Here is a 15,088-nt window from a genome sequence, read left to right as displayed (position 1 = left end):
TCGAGAGAGTGTCAAATGCAAAAGTCTAACATGCCCCTGCCAGCCCGCCGGACGCTACACGGCCTGTTCCTGATTGCCGTCATGGCCGTGCTGGCCGCCTGCAGTTCGCTGCGGCTGGCCTACAATAATGGCGACACGCTGCTGTACTGGTGGATCGACGGCTACGTCGACCTGACGTCCGACCAGAAGGAATGGGTCAAGGACGATATCGACCGCTTGTTCCAGTGGCACCGCAAGACGCAGTTGCAGGATTACGTGCAGATCCTGCAAACCGCCCAGCGCCAGCTGGCCGCCGGCCCCACGCAGGCCGACTTGCAGAACGATTTCGACGAGATCAAGAAGCGCACCGAGGCGCTGCTGCTGAAGGCGACGCCGGAACTGGCGGAACTGGCGCGCTCGCTGCAGCCGGACCAGATCGCCACGCTGGAGCGCAAGTTCGCCGCCAACAATGCCGATTTCCGCAAAAAGAATATGCGCGGCGACCGCGACGCGCAGCAACGTTTCCGCTTCAAGAAGTCGATGGAGCAGTTCGAGCTGTGGTTTGGCGATTTCACCAGCGAGCAGGAGGCGGCGATCCGCAAGGCGTCCGACGCGCGGCCGCTGAACAATGAAATCTGGCTGGACGAACGCATCCGCCGGCAGAACAACATCCTGGCCGCGGTGCGCAAGGTGCAGAGCGAAAAACTGGGCAAGGAGGCCACGCAGACGGTAATCCAGGGCCTGATCAAGGATGGCTTCCAGCGGCTGGAAACCTCCGACCGCAAGCCGTTCTTCGACAGCTACGAGGAAGCCAATCTGCAATTTGTGCTGACGGTGATCAACCTGACCACGCAGCAGCAGAAGGCGCACGCGCAGCGCCGCATGCAGGGCTGGATCGACGACTTCCGGGCGCTGGCGGCCAACCAGCGATAGGCGGCGCTGTGGTATGATGGCCTGTTGAATCAATGACTTAGAACAGCGTCACATGCCAAAGAAGCCTTCCAGCAAGTCCGCCAAACCCGCCCGGGTGCCGGTCCACGGTCCGCAACACGCCAACCAGGTACGCATCATCGGCGGCCAGTGGAAGCGCACGCCGCTGCCGGTGCTGAGCGCCTTGGGCCTGCGGCCGACGCCGGACCGCGTGCGTGAAACCGTCTTCAACTGGATCAACCACCAGCGCGACGGCTACTGGGCCGACGCGCAAGTGCTGGACCTGTTTGCCGGCAGCGGCGCGCTGGGCTTCGAGGCGGCCAGCCGGGGCGCGCAATCGGTGACCATGATCGACAGCAACGCGCAAGTCACGCGCCAGCTGGACGACATCAAGACCAAGCTCAAGGCCGAGAATGTGCAGATCATGCGCGGCGACGCGGTGTCGGTGGCGCAGTCGGCCGCCACGCGCGGCCAGCGCTACGACCTGATCTTCCTCGATCCGCCGTACCAGCAAAACTTTCTGGAAAAAACCCTGCCGTTGTGCGCCAAGCTGTTGAAAGAGGGCGGCCTGGTGTACGCCGAGTCCGGGCTGGCGCTGGAATTCGCCGAGGGCGAGGCGCCGGAGTGGATGGCGAACTGGGACATCATCCGCGCTGACAAAGCCGGGATGGTGTTCTATCATTTATTAAAATACAAACCGTAACCGGCTGTATTTGCTGCTAAAACCGCCCCAAATTAAGGCAATTTTAAGCAAAAGCCGATTTTCAGGCATAATGCGCGTTCTATATTGGTGCATCTGCAGGGAGCCGCAATGGTAGTAGCTGTTTATCCGGGAACTTTCGATCCGCTGACCCGCGGTCACGAGGATCTGGTGCGTCGCGCATCGGGCCTGTTCGACACGCTGGTGGTGGGTGTCGCCGACAGTCAAAACAAGAAGCCGTTCTTCTCGCTGGCGGAGCGCCTGGAAATTGCCAACGAAGTGCTGGGGCATTATCCCAATGTGAAGGTCGAGAGTTTCTCCGGCCTGCTGAAGGACTTCGTGCGCGACCACGATGCGCGCGTCATCGTGCGCGGCCTGCGCGCGGTGTCCGATTTCGAGTACGAGTTCCAGATGGCGGGCATGAACCGCTACCTGCTGCCGGATGTCGAAACCATGTTCCTGACGCCGTCCGACCAGTATCAATTCATCTCCGGCACCATCGTGCGCGAAATCGCCATGCTGGGCGGGGATGTGTCCAAGTTTGTGTTCCCCTCGGTGGACCGTTGGCTGCAGAAGAAAATCGCCGCCAACAACGCCGGCCAGGCAAAGTAAGCGAGTTACATCATGGCCTTAATGATTACCGACGACTGCATCAATTGCGACGTGTGCGAGCCCGAATGCCCGAACGACGCGATTTACATGGGCGCGGAAATTTACGAAATCAATCCGGACAAGTGCACCGAGTGCGTGGGGCATTTCGACGAGCCGCAGTGCCAGCAGGTGTGCCCGGTGAGTTGCATTCCGTTTAATCCCGAGTTCCGGGAGACCAAGGAACAGTTGTTCGTCAAGTTTGAGAAGTTGCAGGCCGCCAAGGCCTGAGCGCTGCCGGCACCCGCGCGACCCGCACACCGCTGCGGCCAGGGTCGGACCCCGTACGGGTCCGACCCTTTCGTTTGGGGGTGCAAGAGATGATATAGTCCGCTCATACCATCTCGGAGACAACATTCATGAACCGCAGAACCACTTTGCACATCCTGACGGCCGCCGCGCTGGCGATGGCCATGCCTTCCCTTGCCTTGGCCGCCGTCGACGTGGCCGGCGTCAAGTTCGACGATACCATTACCCTGGCCGGCCAGCAGCTCAAGCTGAACGGCGCCGGCCTGCGCACCAAGGTCATCTTCAAGGTCTACGCCGCCGGTTTGTACCTGACGGAAAAGAAATCCACCGTGCCGGAAGTGCTGGCGGTCGGCGGCCCGCGCCGCGTGGCCATCACCATGCTGCGCGAAGTCAGCTCGGAAGACTTCGGCAAGGCCTTCACGGATGGCCTCAACGCCAACACCGCCAAGGAAGAACGCAACAAGATCCTGCCGCAAATCATGAAGTTCGGCGAGGTGTTCGCGCAGACGCCCACGCTGAAAAAGGGCGACCAGCTGTCGCTGGACTGGATTCCCAACGAAGGCACCCAGTGCTATTTGAATGGCAAGAAAATCGGGGAGTTGATGCCGGACGTGGCGTTCTACAACGCCGTGCTGCGCATCTGGCTGGGTGAGCACCCGGCCGACAGTTCACTCAAGCCGGCGCTGCTCGGCGAAAAATAATGCTGCGACGCAGTATCAGGCACGCGTCGCCAGCTGGCGGCGCTGCAGGCGCTGTTCACGCGTCATTTTCGGTTTGACCACCAGCACGGCCGCGCGGGCGCACCCCAGCAGCAGCGGCTTGAACAGCACCACCAGACCGCCACTCACAGCGATCAGCAGCGCCAGCTTGATGGCGGCGAACAGCGAAAAATCTTGTATTGCGGAAATCATGATGGACACGGTGTGACGGTAGCTTTAGAATCTGCTGTAACTATAGTGCGCCGCAACATAACGATCCAATTTCCTTTCGCGATAACAATTATTCGGTTGGTGAATGGACTGTGCTATCGTTATTTCTCCAACATCTAATCCCCTGAGCCGCCATGAGCTTTTTGACGCTGGACCTGAACCTGCTGCGCGTTTTCGACGCGGTGATGACAGAGCAAAATCTGACACGCGCCGCCGGCCATCTGGCCATGACCCAGCCGGCGGTATCCAACGCCATCAAGCGCCTGCGCGAAAGCCTGGGCGATGAATTACTGATCCGCACCGCTTACGGCGTCAAGCCGACGCCGCGCGCCGAGGCACTGTGGCCGTCCGTGCGCAGCGCGCTGGCCAGCCTGGAGGCGGCGGTGGCGCCGGAAACCTTTGACGTCTCGGCCGCCCACGCCACTTTCCGCATGGCGATGGCCGACGCCACCGCCGCCATGTGGCTGCCGTCGCTGATGCGCTCGATCGAAAGCGAGGCGCCGGGCATCAATGTGCGCATGGTGCCGCTGACCACGCGCGAACCGCGGCCGATGCTGCTGCGCGGCGATATCGACCTGGCGGTGGGCTTTTTCCCGGGCGTGGCGGCGCAACTGTCGTATGAAACCGGTTCGCCGATCCGTCACGAACGTTTGTATTCGGGTAAATATGTGTGCGTGATGCGGCGCGATCATCCGCTGGCCAAGGTGGAGCTGAACCTGGACAACTACTGCGCCGCCAACCACCTGCTGGTGAGCTTCTCCGGCCGTGCCCACGGCCTGGTGGACGAGGCGCTGGCGCAGTTGCAGCGCGAGCGGCGCATTCTGCTGACAGTGAACCAGTTCTTCACGGCTGGCCGGGTGGTGGCCAACTCGGACCTGGTGACGGTGCTGCCGCGCCACCTGATCGCCGCCACCGGCATGACCGATGCGCTGGTGCACAAGGAACTGCCGTTCCCGCTGCCGGCGGTGCACCTGGACATGCTGTGGCACGAGCGCGACGCGCGCAGCCCGGCGCACAAGTGGCTGCGCACCCATCTGGAAAAGATGAATACGCAGACGCAACGCGCGGTGAACATTCCCGCATCGCCGCCGCCGACGCAGGCGCCCGCCTCCAGCCGCTAGCCCGTCATTTCGCCCAGTGGGCGGAATGACGGGCGCGCGCGGCGGGCTTTAATGGCTGGAGCGGTAACCGATGCGGAAACCGCCCCAATGCTTCCCATCCACATAAATCGGCGCCGACAGGTCGTGCATGACCTCGCCGGTATCGCGCTTGTACGTCTGTAGCAAAAACGGCTTGGTGTTCGAACCGCAGCGCTTGCCGGTGCGGTCGCTGAAAATCCGCTTGGTGCGGTTGTTGACGATGTCGATATCGTAGTTCCCCGTCAACGGCTGCGAAAACTTCTTGTTATGGGTGGGGAAATAGCCGTTGTTATCCACAGCGCCGGCATAGGCCAGCTGCGGCATCGCTTGCAGCAAGCCTTCCTGCAACGGCGGCAGCACGCGGTCGGTGAAATCGTCGAACCTGGTCTTGTGCTTGGGCGGATCGGTATTCGGAATCGGCGTGTAGTGGCGGTCCCACAGCGCCTCGCGCGTGATCTGGCCGCTGCCGATGGCGCGCTCGAAGATGCGGCCCACCTCCGCCGCCGCCCGCTGCGCCGCCTCGCGGATGGCGTCGTGCGAGGTGGCAATCGCCGACTCGCCCAGCGCGCCGGTGATGATTTCCGCCCGTTCCGCCAGCGCCATGGCCGAGCTGGCCGCGCGCGGCAGCTCCTTCTCGGTGGACAGCAGGCTGTCGCGGATGCTGGCGATGGCCTGGGCGATTTCCTCGGTGGTGGCGACGTGCTCGCGCGAGGCCCGCGCGATCTGGCCGATCTCGTCCTCCGACACGCCCGACGACTGCTCGATATTGCCCAGCAGCCCGTGCACCGTCTCCACATTGCCGGCCGCCTCGCTGACCTTGGCCGACAGCGCGTTCATGCCGGTGGCGGCCTTTTCCGCCTGCTGGTTGATCTCGCGCACCATGGCGCTGATCTCGTCGGTGGCTTCCTTGGTGCGCAGCGCCAGCTGGCGCACCTCGCTGGCGACGACCGCAAAGCCGCGGCCCTGTTCGCCGGCGCGCGCGGCCTCGATGGCGGCGTTCAGCGCCAGCAGGTTGGTGCGGGCGGAGATTTCGCTGATGGCCTCGGTAAAGCCGTAAATTTTGCGGGAATTGCTTTGCAGCGCCGTCATGACGGCGGCGGCGGTCTGCGCGTCTTCGCGCGCGGTGCGGATGCGCTGCAGGCCGTGATCGGCCTCGGCGCGGCCGGCCACCGTTTCGCCGCGCACCTGGGCGGCGATCTTCGCGGCGCGCTCGGCGTTGGCGGCGATGCGCTCGGTGGTGTCGGCGTTCTGGCTGGAGCTGTGCACGATGCCGCCGGCGGTGCTGACGTCCAGCTCGATCTTCTTCTTGACCGAATCGACGAAATACGAGGTTTCCGCCGCGCCGATCATGATGGCGTCGATCTCGTCGCCGACCGTGTGCGCGAACTGGCGGATGCCGCCCTCGTCGCTGTTCTGGCGCGCCGCCCACCAGGCGATGCCGGCGCCCGCCAGCGCGGCTGGCACGGCCGCTGTCACCGGGCCGGCGCCCGCCAGGTTGAACAGATACGCGAGGCAGGTACCCCCTGCCGTCGCCCCCAACATCCACAATCCACGTTGCACCAACTTATGCTGCAAAAGCTTCATCTGTCCCCCGTTATGACAACAGGCGCCTTGGGCGGCTCCAAATTTTATTTCTGTGATGCTATTTTATGGGCAACTTGGTGGTATTCTTCACTTCTTCCATGACGGCGTAGGTGTGGGTTTCACGGACGCCTTTCTGGAGCAGGGTTTTACCGAGGAATTCGCGGTAGGCGGCCATGTCCTTGACGCGGGCTTTGACCAGATAGTCGAAGCCGCCGGCGACCATGTGGCATTCCAGCACTTCCGGAATCACCTGGACGCTGTGCTTGAAGGCATCGAACACCTCGGGCGTGGTGCGGTCCAGCACCACCTCGATAAAGACCAGCAGGGACACGTCGAGCAGCTGCGGATTCAGTTGCGCGGTGTAACCCATGATATACCCGGATTCGTGCAGCTTGCGCACACGTTCCAGACAGGCGGCGGGCGACAGATTCACCCGCGCGGCCAGCTCCACGTTGGAGATACGGCCGTCGCTCTGCAATTCCATCAAGATTTTCTTGCTGATCTTGTCTAACATTTCCGGGAACCCCCACATAAATATTATTTGGTTAAATTGTCTCACCAAAAACAATCTATTGCTAGCCCCCCGCATTACCAGAATTAATCCAGAAGAAATCCCACTACAATCAAATCATCAAGCAGTTCACTTCAGATCACGCTCGCCAGCCCCGCTGACGGGCGTGTTTTTGTACGTAGGCCAGCGCCTTTTTTCTTCTTCTGAGAGTACCCATGCAAGCAGCAGTTTCCTCCGGTTTCACCCCGTTCGCCGCCCTGCAGGCCGAGATCCTGCGCGACCCGATTTCCCTGCGCGCAGCAGTGACGGCGGCCTATCGCAAAGACGAAGTCAGCGCCGTTGAATGGCTGCTCGGCCAGCTCAACAAGCACGACGACGTCAGCCTCCAGCAGGCGCAGCAACTGGCCCATAAACTGGTCAGCCAAGTGCGCGCGCAGCGCACCCGCGCCTCCGGCGTGGACGCGCTGATGCACGAGTTTTCGCTGTCGTCGGACGAGGGTGTGGCATTGATGTGTCTGGCTGAAGCACTGTTGCGTATTCCCGACAGCGCCACCGCCGACCGCCTGATTGCCGACAAAATCAGCAAGGGTGACTGGCGCAAGCACCTGGGAGAATCGCCGTCGCTGTTCGTCAACGCCGCCACCTGGGGCCTGCTGATCACCGGCAAGCTGGTGTCGACCAATAGCGAAAACGGCCTGGGCTCGGCGCTGACCAAGCTGATCGCCAAGGGCGGCGAGCCGCTGATCCGCAAGGGCGTCGACCTGGCAATGCGCATGCTGGGCAACCAGTTTGTCACCGGCCAGACCATCGACGAGGCGATCAAGAACGGCCAGGCCAACGAGGCGCGCGGCTACCGCTATTCCTACGACATGCTGGGCGAGGCCGCGCTGACCGAGGCCGATGCCCGCAACTACTACGCCTCGTACGAAACCGCGATCCACGCGATTGGCAAGGCCTCGAACGGCCGCGGCATCCGCAATGGTCCGGGCATCTCGGTCAAACTGTCGGCGCTGCACCCGCGCTACAGCCGCGCCCAGCGCGGCCGCGTGATGGACGAGCTGCTGCCGCGCGTGCGCGCGCTGGTGCTGCTGGCCAAGCACTACAACATCGGCCTGAACATCGACGCCGAGGAGGCCGACCGCCTGGAACTGTCGCTGGACCTGATGGAAGCGCTGGCGCACGATCCCGAGCTGGCCGGTTTCGAGGGCATCGGCTTCGTGGTGCAGGCGTACCAGAAGCGCTGCCCGTTCGTCATCGACTACCTGGTCGACCTGGCCAAGCGCAGCGGCCGCAAGTTCATGGTGCGGCTGGTCAAGGGCGCCTACTGGGATGCCGAAATCAAGCGCGCCCAGGTGGACGGCATGAGCGGCTATCCGGTCTACACGCGCAAGGTCTACACCGACGTGTCCTACCTGGTGTGCGCGCAGCGCCTGCTGGCCGCGCAGGGCCTGATTTATCCGCAGTTTGCCACCCACAACGCGCAAACGCTGTCGACCATCTACACCTGGGCCAAGCGCGACGGCATCACCGACTACGAATTCCAGTGCCTGCACGGCATGGGCGAATCGCTGTACGACCAGGTGGTGGGCAAGGACAACCTGGACAAGGCCTGCCGCATCTACGCGCCGGTCGGCACCCACGAAACGCTGCTGGCCTACCTGGTGCGCCGCCTGCTGGAAAACGGCGCCAACTCGTCGTTCGTCAACCAGATCGTCGACGAGGCGATTCCGATCGAATCGCTGCTGCGCGACCCGGTCGCGGCCGCGCGCGAGCAGGGCGGCCTGCCGCATCCGGGCATTCCGCTGCCGCTGGCCATGTTCCACGACCGCAGGAACTCGGCCGGCCTGGACCTGGCCAATGAAGACGTGCTGCGCGAGCTGTCGGCCGCGCTGGCCGCGCCGCGCAGCTGGCATGCCGCGCCGCTGATCGCCGGCGGCGTCAGCGCCGGGCAGCCGGTGCAAAACGTCACCAATCCGGCGCAACGCGGCGACATCGTCGGCCAACTGGTGGAAGCCAGCGCCGCCGACGTCGAAGTCGCGCTGACCAGCGCCAGCAACTTCGCCATGGACTGGCAGACCACCGAGCCATCGGTGCGCGCCGCCGCGCTGCTGCAAGCGGCCGACCTGTTCGAGGCCAACGCCACCGAACTGATGACGCTGGCGATCCGCGAAGCCGGCAAATCGCTGCCGAACGCCATCGCTGAAATCCGCGAGGCGGTCGACTTCCTGCGCTACTACGCCGGCGAAGTCAGCGGCGCGACCAACACGCTGGCGCTGGGCCCGGTCACCTGCATCAGCCCGTGGAACTTCCCGCTGGCGATCTTCACCGGCCAGGTAGCGGCCGCACTGGCGGCCGGCAACGTGGTGCTGGCCAAGCCGGCCGAGCAGACGCCGCTGATCGCCCACCGCGCGGTCGAGCTGCTGCACGAGGCCGGCATTCCGCGCGCCGCGCTGCAATTCCTGCCGGGCCGCGGCGAAGTGGTGGGCGCCGCGCTGACCGCCGACAGCCGCGTCAAGGGCGTGATCTTCACCGGCTCGACCGAAGTGGCGCAGCTGATCAACCGCACGCTGGCCAAGCGCGCCACCGCCGAAAACGCCGACATTCCGCTGATTGCTGAAACCGGCGGCCAGAACGCCATGATCGTCGATTCGTCGGCGCTGCCGGAGCAGGTGGTGCAGGACGCGATGTCGTCAGCCTTCGACAGCGCCGGCCAGCGCTGCTCGGCGCTGCGCGTGCTGTTCCTGCAGGAAGATATCGCCGACAAGACCATCAAAATGCTCAAGGGCGCGATGCAGGAGCTGAAAGTCGGCTCGCCGGACCGCCTGGTGACCGACATCGGCCCGGTGATCGACGCCGAGGCGCAGCAAAACCTGCTGGCCCACATCAACAAGCTGAAGGCGACGGCGGTGGATTACTACTCGCTGGACCTGCCGGCCGACGTGACCTCGGCCGGCACCTTCGTGCCGCCGACCGTGCTGGAAATCCGTTCGCTGGCCGAGCTGACGCAGGAAGTGTTCGGCCCGGTCATGCACGTGATCCGCTACAAGCGCGCCGACCTGCCGAAAGTGGTGGAGCAGATCAACGCCAGCGGCTTTGGCCTGACGCTGGGCGTGCATTCGCGCATCGATGAAACCATCGACTACATCACCAGCCGCGCGCACGTCGGCAATATCTACGTCAACCGCAACATCGTCGGCGCGGTGGTGGGCGTGCAGCCGTTTGGCGGCGAAGGCAAATCCGGCACCGGCCCCAAAGCTGGCGGCCCGCTGTACCTGAAACGCCTGCAGCGCGGCGCCATCACGGCGCCGGTACACCAGCGCCACGCCACGCCGTCGCTGGACGCGCTGATCGGCTGGGCCAAGAAGAATGGCCACGACCGCGCCGCCGGCCTGGCCGAGCAATACAGCCGTTCGACCATGCTGGGCAGCCAGACCACGCTGCCGGGCCCGACCGGCGAACGCAACACGCTGGCGCTGGTGGCCCGTGGCGCCGTGGCCTGCGTCGCCGGCACGCTGGACGGCTTGCTGAACCAGCTGGCGGCGGTATTGGCGACCGGCAACGTGGCGCTGGTAACCGGTCCCGGCACCGGCCTGCTGCCAGCCGACCTGCCAGCGGCGGTGCAAGACCGCGTCCAGGCCGTGTCCAGCCTGGATGACTGCGATTTCCAGATCGCGCTGGTGGAAGACATGCTGGCCAAGAGCCAGTATGGCACGCTGGCGGCCCGTAACGGGGCGCTGGTGGGCCTGATCAGCACGAACGAGGAGGGCAGCATCCCCTTGTGGCGTTTGCTCGCTGAGCGAGCCCTGTGCGTGAATACGACGGCCGCCGGCGGCAACGCCAGCCTGATGACGCTGGAAATCGCGTAATTCGGCGTACTGTCAGCGTCATTCCGGGGCCCTGACCCCAATACCGTTCAGTTAAGCCCGTCGCTCCGGCGAAAGCCGGAGCCCATAGAACGCTAGCGTGTCATGACGCAGCTTGTCTATGGATTCCGGCCTGCGCCGGAATGACTCATCAAACGCTAACTGAACGTTTTAGGGCCCTGGCCCCGGTTTTTTATGCCCTGCAGAAGTTTTGAATGATGTCGAACGCGTAGCGCGACGCTACTGTTTTGATGAAATGCATGAAGTCGACGGCGGCATCGTCGTTGGCGTTGTCCGAGATCGTTCTGATCACCGCAAAGGGGATTCCTAGCTCAAAACACACTTGGGCGACTGCGGCGCCCTCCATTTCCACCGCTAACAGGTCCGGCAACGCCGCTTTCAGGGCCTGGATTTGCGTTAATTTGCCGATAAATTGATCGCCACTGGCAATCAAACCGCGGTGGACGCGCGTGACCGGCGCTGCTGCGATCGCCAATCGCTCCGTCAACGCGAGGTCCGTGGCAAAGCTGGAAAGCCCAGTCAGCGGAATTTCAAATCTTGGAAACAGCGGGCTGGCATCCACGTCGTGCTGGAGCAGCGTATCGGCCACCACGACATCACCAACACGGACGCTTTTATCCCCACTGCCGGCCACGCCGGTAACGACAATGTGGGTAACTCCGAACTTCTCCACAAGAATTGTGGCGGTCATAGCCGCTGCAACCTTGCCTATACGCGATAAAACGCACACAGCGTCGATTTCCCAGAGTTTCCCGGTCGTGTACTCCCTCATGCCGTGAACGTGCCTGGAGGGGCTCTGAAGGGCTTCTATCAGCCCCTGCTGTTCTTCAGCCAACGCGCTGATGATGCCTAAACGCATACTTTTCCTTCAATTGTTGAGTTGTCGCTGTGGAGATCCAGCGCTTTTTCCACAACGCGTAGCGAAAAAAAGTGAATTTTAAGGCGTTTTTAGCTGGGTGGAGGGCTTTCAAACGCAAAGCAGGCGCGCTATTCCGCCAGCGGCTTTTTCGAAGTTGCGGTTTTAGTTGTTTACAAGAGTTTTATATAAACATAGTGGTAGTAGTAAACGTATAAGTGGCTGTGGATAAGTCGTGTATACGTTTACAAATCATTTGTTTACGGCGTAAACAACCGGCTGAATAAGCGCTGTATCAGTTCGGGAACAATTTTTGGATAAAATTCGGGCCTGTGGTCAAAAGCGGCGCTTAGCCACATCTCGTCCTGTGGATATCCAATCACTTATTCACAGTCTCCGTCGATTTTTGGTCTGCATTGGCGTAATTGAAGCGATTTCTGCCGTTTTGCTTGGCCGCGTACATCGCTTTGTCGGCGCTTTTCATCAAACTATCGGCGTCCGCGCCATCATCCGGGTACATGGCGATGCCGATGCTGCTCGAAATGTGGGCAACATCGTCGCCCAACTGGAACGGCGCGCTCATCTGGCGGAGAATTTCCTGCGCCGTGCGGGTCACGTCGGCCGGTTTGCGCAGCTGGCTGAGGATGACGGTGAATTCGTCTCCGCCCAGCCTGGCCACAATATCGCTGTTGCGCACACAACCGAGCAGCCGGCTTGCCACTTGTTTGAGCAGCATATCGCCTTTGTCGTGGCCCAGCGTGTCGTTGATTTCCTTGAAGTAGTCCAGGTCGATAAACACCAGCGCCATTGGCAGTTGTGAACGGTCGGTTTTCTTCATTTCCTGGCGCAGATGTTCGTGGAACATGTTGCGGTTAGGCAGGCCGGTGAGGGTGTCGAAGTTGGCCTGGCGCCAGATCAGTTCTTCGGACGCTTTTTTCTGCGTGATGTCGCTCAGCAAAGCGACATAGCGGACGGGATTTCCCTGTTCATCGTAGGCGGCATTGACCGTCATCGCGGCCAGATACTCGTCGCCGTCCTTGTTCCGCTGCCAGATTTCGCCTTTCCAGTGGCCGGAAGCGCTCACGCAGCCAAAAATATGCGCGAAAAACGCTTGGTCGTTGCGCGGTGACGCCAGTTCTTCGGCCCGGTGGCCGATCAATTCCTTTTCCATGTAGCCACTGAGCAGGGAAAACGCCGGATTTACGGTCAGAATCAGGCCTTGGGCATCCATCACCATCATGCTTTCGCCGCTGTTTTCGAAAATCAGCGATGACAATTTCAGCGATTCTTCGTTGGCCAGCAGCTGACGCTCCATTTCCCGGCTGGCGCTATACAGCGCGCGGTAACGCAGCTCGCGTTCTTCCTGGCGACGGTAGGTGCGGAGCGAAAAGTGACCGGCGCTGATCATCAGCAACAACAAGATCGCCAGACCGGCGCCGGCGATCAGGTAGTTTTGCTGCAGCAGACGGTTACTTTCCGCGTCATTGCTGCCCACGACCATGATCAACGGCAAGCCATCTATCACGTGGTAGCTGAAAATCCGGCGCAGGTTGTCGATCACGCTGACGGCTTTGTAGTTGCCGGCACTGGCCTGGCGCACATGGTCAAACAGGGCAGTGGTGCTGAGGTCACGGCCGAAGGCTTGTTCAAAATTGGGTACGCGGGCAATCACTTTGCCCTGGGCGTGGACCAGGGAAATCGAAATGTCGGTATTGAAGCGGGAATTTTCAAAGAATTTGGCGTAACGCTCGACATTTACAGGCGCGGCGATCACGCCGAGAAACTCGCCGTTGGCCGTTTCCACGCGTCGGCTCAGAAACAGCAGCTTTTTTTTGCTGACTTTGCCGATGGCCGGTTCGCCGATGAAGAGTTTGTCCTTGTAGGCGCCGTCGAGATGAATCCTGAAGTAGTCGCGGTCGGCCAGCGAGGCGCCGATGACGCTGTTGCCTATCGAAGTGGCAATGGCATTGCCTTTGGGGTCGATAAAGGTAATCCAGTAGTCGTTGTCGCCAGTCGCGCCGCGCGAAGACAGCAGGTCCGACATGGTTTCGGGAGAACGACTTTGCTTGGAAGACAGCACTTTGATAGCGTTGGCGAAACCCACCAGCGACAAGTCCACCGTTTGTATCGAGTAAATCACGTGCGCTTCCATCGCTTTCACGTAATGCTCGGTTTGTGTGCGAACGGCGAGTTCGCGTTCCAGGTAAGAAGTTCGAAACTGGCTGATCACCACCGCGATGGCCAGCGTGGCCATCGACAACAGGCCCGTGATCAAACGTCGCCGAAACCGCAGATATGCAGGCGACCGGGGTTTCTTGTGTGATGAGAACAAAACATCTCCGGTTGAGGCTGTTTGTTTGGCAAGTCCAGTATATCGGAGGTTTATGGTTTACCCTAAAGATGTAGATATAAAAATAGTGGTAGTTGTTAACACCGACACTTTTCTGTGGATAACTGGGCATTTTGAATTAGAATCAGGCGTTTACGAGGTTTATAAAGCGGCGCGTAAACCTTGTATGAGCGAAGAACTGTTTTGGGATAAAAAAAGTCGTCCCAACCATTCGTTTGTTTACTCACATTTGGCACCTGTGGATATCCATAAGCTTATCCACAGCCCTGAGCAGGAGAATTGATGACCTTAGCATCTGTTTTTCCGCATCCCATCATCCAGGGGCCGACAGCTGGCGGTTTCAATTCGCCGGCTCAGGTGGCCGCCGTGTCCAACGCCGGCGCGCTCGGTTCGCTGGCTTGTTCCTTGTTGTCGCCGGACGTGATCCGCGAGCAAACCGCGCAGATTCGCGCCCTGACCGACTGTCCTTTTTGCCTGAATTTCTTCGTGCAGGAGACACCGACACCGTCCGCCGCCGAGGTGGAACGGGCCAAAGAATGGCTGAAGCCGGTCTGGTCATCGCTGGGATGGACAGAGTTGCCGACGCCGGCCAAATGGTGTGAAGATTTCGCCGCGCAGTTTGAGGCGCTGATCGCGTTGCGGCCAGCCGTGGCCAGTTTTACGTTTGGCATCCTGACGGTGGAGCAGATCCGCCGGCTCCATGAGGCCGGTATTTTTGTGATCGGCACGATTACCCACGTTGACGAAGCGTTAGCCTGGGAAAGCAGGGGCGCCGATGCAGTGATTGCTTCCGGCGTGGAGTCGGGCGGCCATCGCGGCACCTTCATCGGCGCGCAGGAAGATGCGAAGCTGGGCACATTTGAATTGCTGCCGGCGGTGGTGGCGGCCGTGAATATTCCGGTCATCGCGGCCGGCGGCATCATGGATGGCGCCGATATCCGCCGCGCGCTGGCCGCCGGTGCCCAGGCGGTGCAGATGGGCACGGCGTTCCTGGTGTGTGACGAATCGTCGATTGGCGCGGCGTACAAGCAGCGCTTGCTGACGGCCGGCGACCATCCCACCCGCCTGACGCGCACTTTTTCCGGCCGTTACGCACGCGGGCTGGAGAATCGCTTCATGCAGCTGATGGCCGCCAACGAGCGACAATTGCCGCCATATCCCATTCAAAATGCATTAACGTCACCCATCCGGGCGGAAGCGGCCAGGCGGGGCGAAACCGAGCTGATGTCGCTGTGGTGCGGCACCGGCGTGGCCCGCGCCCGCGCCATGCCGGCAGCGAAACTGGTGGAGACCTTGCTGGCGGAGATCGGCAAGCCATAACGAGGAGAC

14 protein-coding genes are annotated in these 15,088 nt (G+C 61.6%); 9 read left to right on the top strand and 5 right to left on the bottom strand.

Annotated elements, in window-relative coordinates; genetic code table 11:
- The first annotated feature begins 30 nt into the window (after positions 1 to 30).
- The 5 genes from FHW58_RS18700 (at position 31) to FHW58_RS18680 (ending at position 3,207) form a co-directional block, all read left to right on the top strand.
- Positions 31 to 912, top strand: a complete 882-nt coding sequence (locus tag FHW58_RS18700; RefSeq protein ID WP_179674684.1) for a DUF6279 family lipoprotein — start codon at positions 31 to 33, stop codon at positions 910 to 912.
- A 52-nt stretch (positions 913 to 964) separates the two neighbouring features.
- Positions 965 to 1,612 carry a 16S rRNA (guanine(966)-N(2))-methyltransferase RsmD gene (rsmD, locus tag FHW58_RS18695; RefSeq protein WP_179674683.1) on the top strand — a complete coding sequence of 216 codons (648 nt, stop codon included), beginning with the start codon at positions 965 to 967 and terminating at the stop codon, positions 1,610 to 1,612.
- 108 nt (positions 1,613 to 1,720) lie between these two features.
- Entirely contained in the window at positions 1,721 to 2,221 is a 501-nt protein-coding gene (gene coaD, locus FHW58_RS18690) for a pantetheine-phosphate adenylyltransferase (protein WP_179674682.1), read from the top strand.
- Between the two features lie 12 nt (positions 2,222 to 2,233).
- The gene (locus FHW58_RS18685) at positions 2,234 to 2,488 is read left to right on the top strand and encodes a YfhL family 4Fe-4S dicluster ferredoxin (protein WP_179674681.1); all 255 of its coding nucleotides are present in this window, start codon (positions 2,234 to 2,236) and stop codon (positions 2,486 to 2,488) included.
- Between the two features lie 128 nt (positions 2,489 to 2,616).
- Positions 2,617 to 3,207 carry a chalcone isomerase family protein gene (locus FHW58_RS18680; RefSeq protein WP_179674680.1) on the top strand — a complete coding sequence of 197 codons (591 nt, stop codon included), beginning with the start codon at positions 2,617 to 2,619 and terminating at the stop codon, positions 3,205 to 3,207.
- 15 nt (positions 3,208 to 3,222) lie between these two features.
- On the opposite strand, the gene FHW58_RS18675 is transcribed toward FHW58_RS18680, so the two are convergent.
- On the bottom strand, positions 3,223 to 3,417 hold the full coding sequence (locus tag FHW58_RS18675) for a hypothetical protein (protein ID WP_179674679.1): 195 nt from the start codon (positions 3,415 to 3,417) through the stop codon (positions 3,223 to 3,225).
- A gap of 152 nt (positions 3,418 to 3,569) precedes the next feature.
- Between FHW58_RS18675 and FHW58_RS18670 the strand changes: the two genes are divergently transcribed.
- On the top strand, positions 3,570 to 4,556 hold the full coding sequence (locus FHW58_RS18670; RefSeq protein WP_179674678.1) for a LysR family transcriptional regulator: 987 nt from the start codon (positions 3,570 to 3,572) through the stop codon (positions 4,554 to 4,556).
- Positions 4,557 to 4,604: 48 nt separating this feature from the next.
- Here the strand turns inward: FHW58_RS18670 and FHW58_RS18665 are convergent, their stop codons facing one another.
- Positions 4,605 to 6,158 carry a methyl-accepting chemotaxis protein gene (locus FHW58_RS18665; RefSeq protein WP_179674677.1) on the bottom strand — a complete coding sequence of 518 codons (1,554 nt, stop codon included), beginning with the start codon at positions 6,156 to 6,158 and terminating at the stop codon, positions 4,605 to 4,607.
- Positions 6,159 to 6,216: 58 nt separating this feature from the next.
- Positions 6,217 to 6,672: an Lrp/AsnC ligand binding domain-containing protein gene (locus FHW58_RS18660; protein ID WP_008443393.1), complete on the bottom strand. Its 456-nt coding sequence runs from the start codon at positions 6,670 to 6,672 to the stop codon at positions 6,217 to 6,219.
- Between the two features lie 212 nt (positions 6,673 to 6,884).
- Between FHW58_RS18660 and putA the strand changes: the two genes are divergently transcribed.
- Positions 6,885 to 10,535, top strand: a complete 3,651-nt coding sequence (gene putA, locus FHW58_RS18655; protein WP_179674676.1) for a trifunctional transcriptional regulator/proline dehydrogenase/L-glutamate gamma-semialdehyde dehydrogenase — start codon at positions 6,885 to 6,887, stop codon at positions 10,533 to 10,535.
- A 190-nt stretch (positions 10,536 to 10,725) separates the two neighbouring features.
- Here the strand turns inward: putA and FHW58_RS18650 are convergent, their stop codons facing one another.
- Positions 10,726 to 11,412 (bottom strand): 5'-methylthioadenosine/adenosylhomocysteine nucleosidase, encoded by a 687-nt coding sequence (locus FHW58_RS18650; protein ID WP_179674675.1) that lies wholly within the window; start codon positions 11,410 to 11,412, stop codon positions 10,726 to 10,728.
- Between the two features lie 376 nt (positions 11,413 to 11,788).
- Complete coding sequence (locus FHW58_RS18645; protein ID WP_179674674.1) at positions 11,789 to 13,663, bottom strand: diguanylate cyclase domain-containing protein; 1,875 nt, start codon at positions 13,661 to 13,663, stop codon at positions 11,789 to 11,791.
- Between FHW58_RS18645 and FHW58_RS18640 the strand changes: the two genes are divergently transcribed.
- Positions 13,656 to 14,042, top strand: coding sequence for a hypothetical protein (locus FHW58_RS18640; protein WP_179674673.1), 387 nt, complete (start codon positions 13,656 to 13,658; stop codon positions 14,040 to 14,042). The two genes, FHW58_RS18645 and FHW58_RS18640, sit on opposite strands and share 8 nt — an antisense overlap.
- Positions 14,042 to 15,079 (top strand): nitronate monooxygenase family protein, encoded by a 1,038-nt coding sequence (locus tag FHW58_RS18635; protein ID WP_179674672.1) that lies wholly within the window; start codon positions 14,042 to 14,044, stop codon positions 15,077 to 15,079. Before FHW58_RS18640 ends, FHW58_RS18635 begins: the two co-directional genes overlap by 1 nt.
- Positions 15,080 to 15,088: the final 9 nt, after the last annotated feature.

Source organism: Duganella sp. 1224, from assembly GCF_013408245.1.
Lineage (GTDB): Bacteria > Pseudomonadota > Gammaproteobacteria > Burkholderiales > Burkholderiaceae_D > Rugamonas.
This window is presented reverse-complemented; position numbering and strand designations above follow the sequence as displayed.

Coding starts and splice junctions, on each gene's coding strand:
- FHW58_RS18660 (WP_008443393.1), bottom strand. CDS start 6,672: ATGTTAGACAAGATCAGCAAGAAAATCTTGATGGAATTGCAGAGCGAC.
- putA (WP_179674676.1), top strand. CDS start 6,885: ATGCAAGCAGCAGTTTCCTCCGGTTTCACCCCGTTCGCCGCCCTGCAG.
- FHW58_RS18685 (WP_179674681.1), top strand. CDS start 2,234: ATGGCCTTAATGATTACCGACGACTGCATCAATTGCGACGTGTGCGAG.
- FHW58_RS18675 (WP_179674679.1), bottom strand. CDS start 3,417: ATGATTTCCGCAATACAAGATTTTTCGCTGTTCGCCGCCATCAAGCTG.
- FHW58_RS18645 (WP_179674674.1), bottom strand. CDS start 13,663: ATGGCCACGCTGGCCATCGCGGTGGTGATCAGCCAGTTTCGAACTTCT.
- FHW58_RS18700 (WP_179674684.1), top strand. CDS start 31: ATGCCCCTGCCAGCCCGCCGGACGCTACACGGCCTGTTCCTGATTGCC.
- FHW58_RS18635 (WP_179674672.1), top strand. CDS start 14,042: ATGACCTTAGCATCTGTTTTTCCGCATCCCATCATCCAGGGGCCGACA.
- FHW58_RS18650 (WP_179674675.1), bottom strand. CDS start 11,412: ATGCGTTTAGGCATCATCAGCGCGTTGGCTGAAGAACAGCAGGGGCTG.
- FHW58_RS18670 (WP_179674678.1), top strand. CDS start 3,570: ATGAGCTTTTTGACGCTGGACCTGAACCTGCTGCGCGTTTTCGACGCG.
- coaD (WP_179674682.1), top strand. CDS start 1,721: ATGGTAGTAGCTGTTTATCCGGGAACTTTCGATCCGCTGACCCGCGGT.
- FHW58_RS18665 (WP_179674677.1), bottom strand. CDS start 6,158: ATGAAGCTTTTGCAGCATAAGTTGGTGCAACGTGGATTGTGGATGTTG.
- FHW58_RS18680 (WP_179674680.1), top strand. CDS start 2,617: ATGAACCGCAGAACCACTTTGCACATCCTGACGGCCGCCGCGCTGGCG.
- rsmD (WP_179674683.1), top strand. CDS start 965: ATGCCAAAGAAGCCTTCCAGCAAGTCCGCCAAACCCGCCCGGGTGCCG.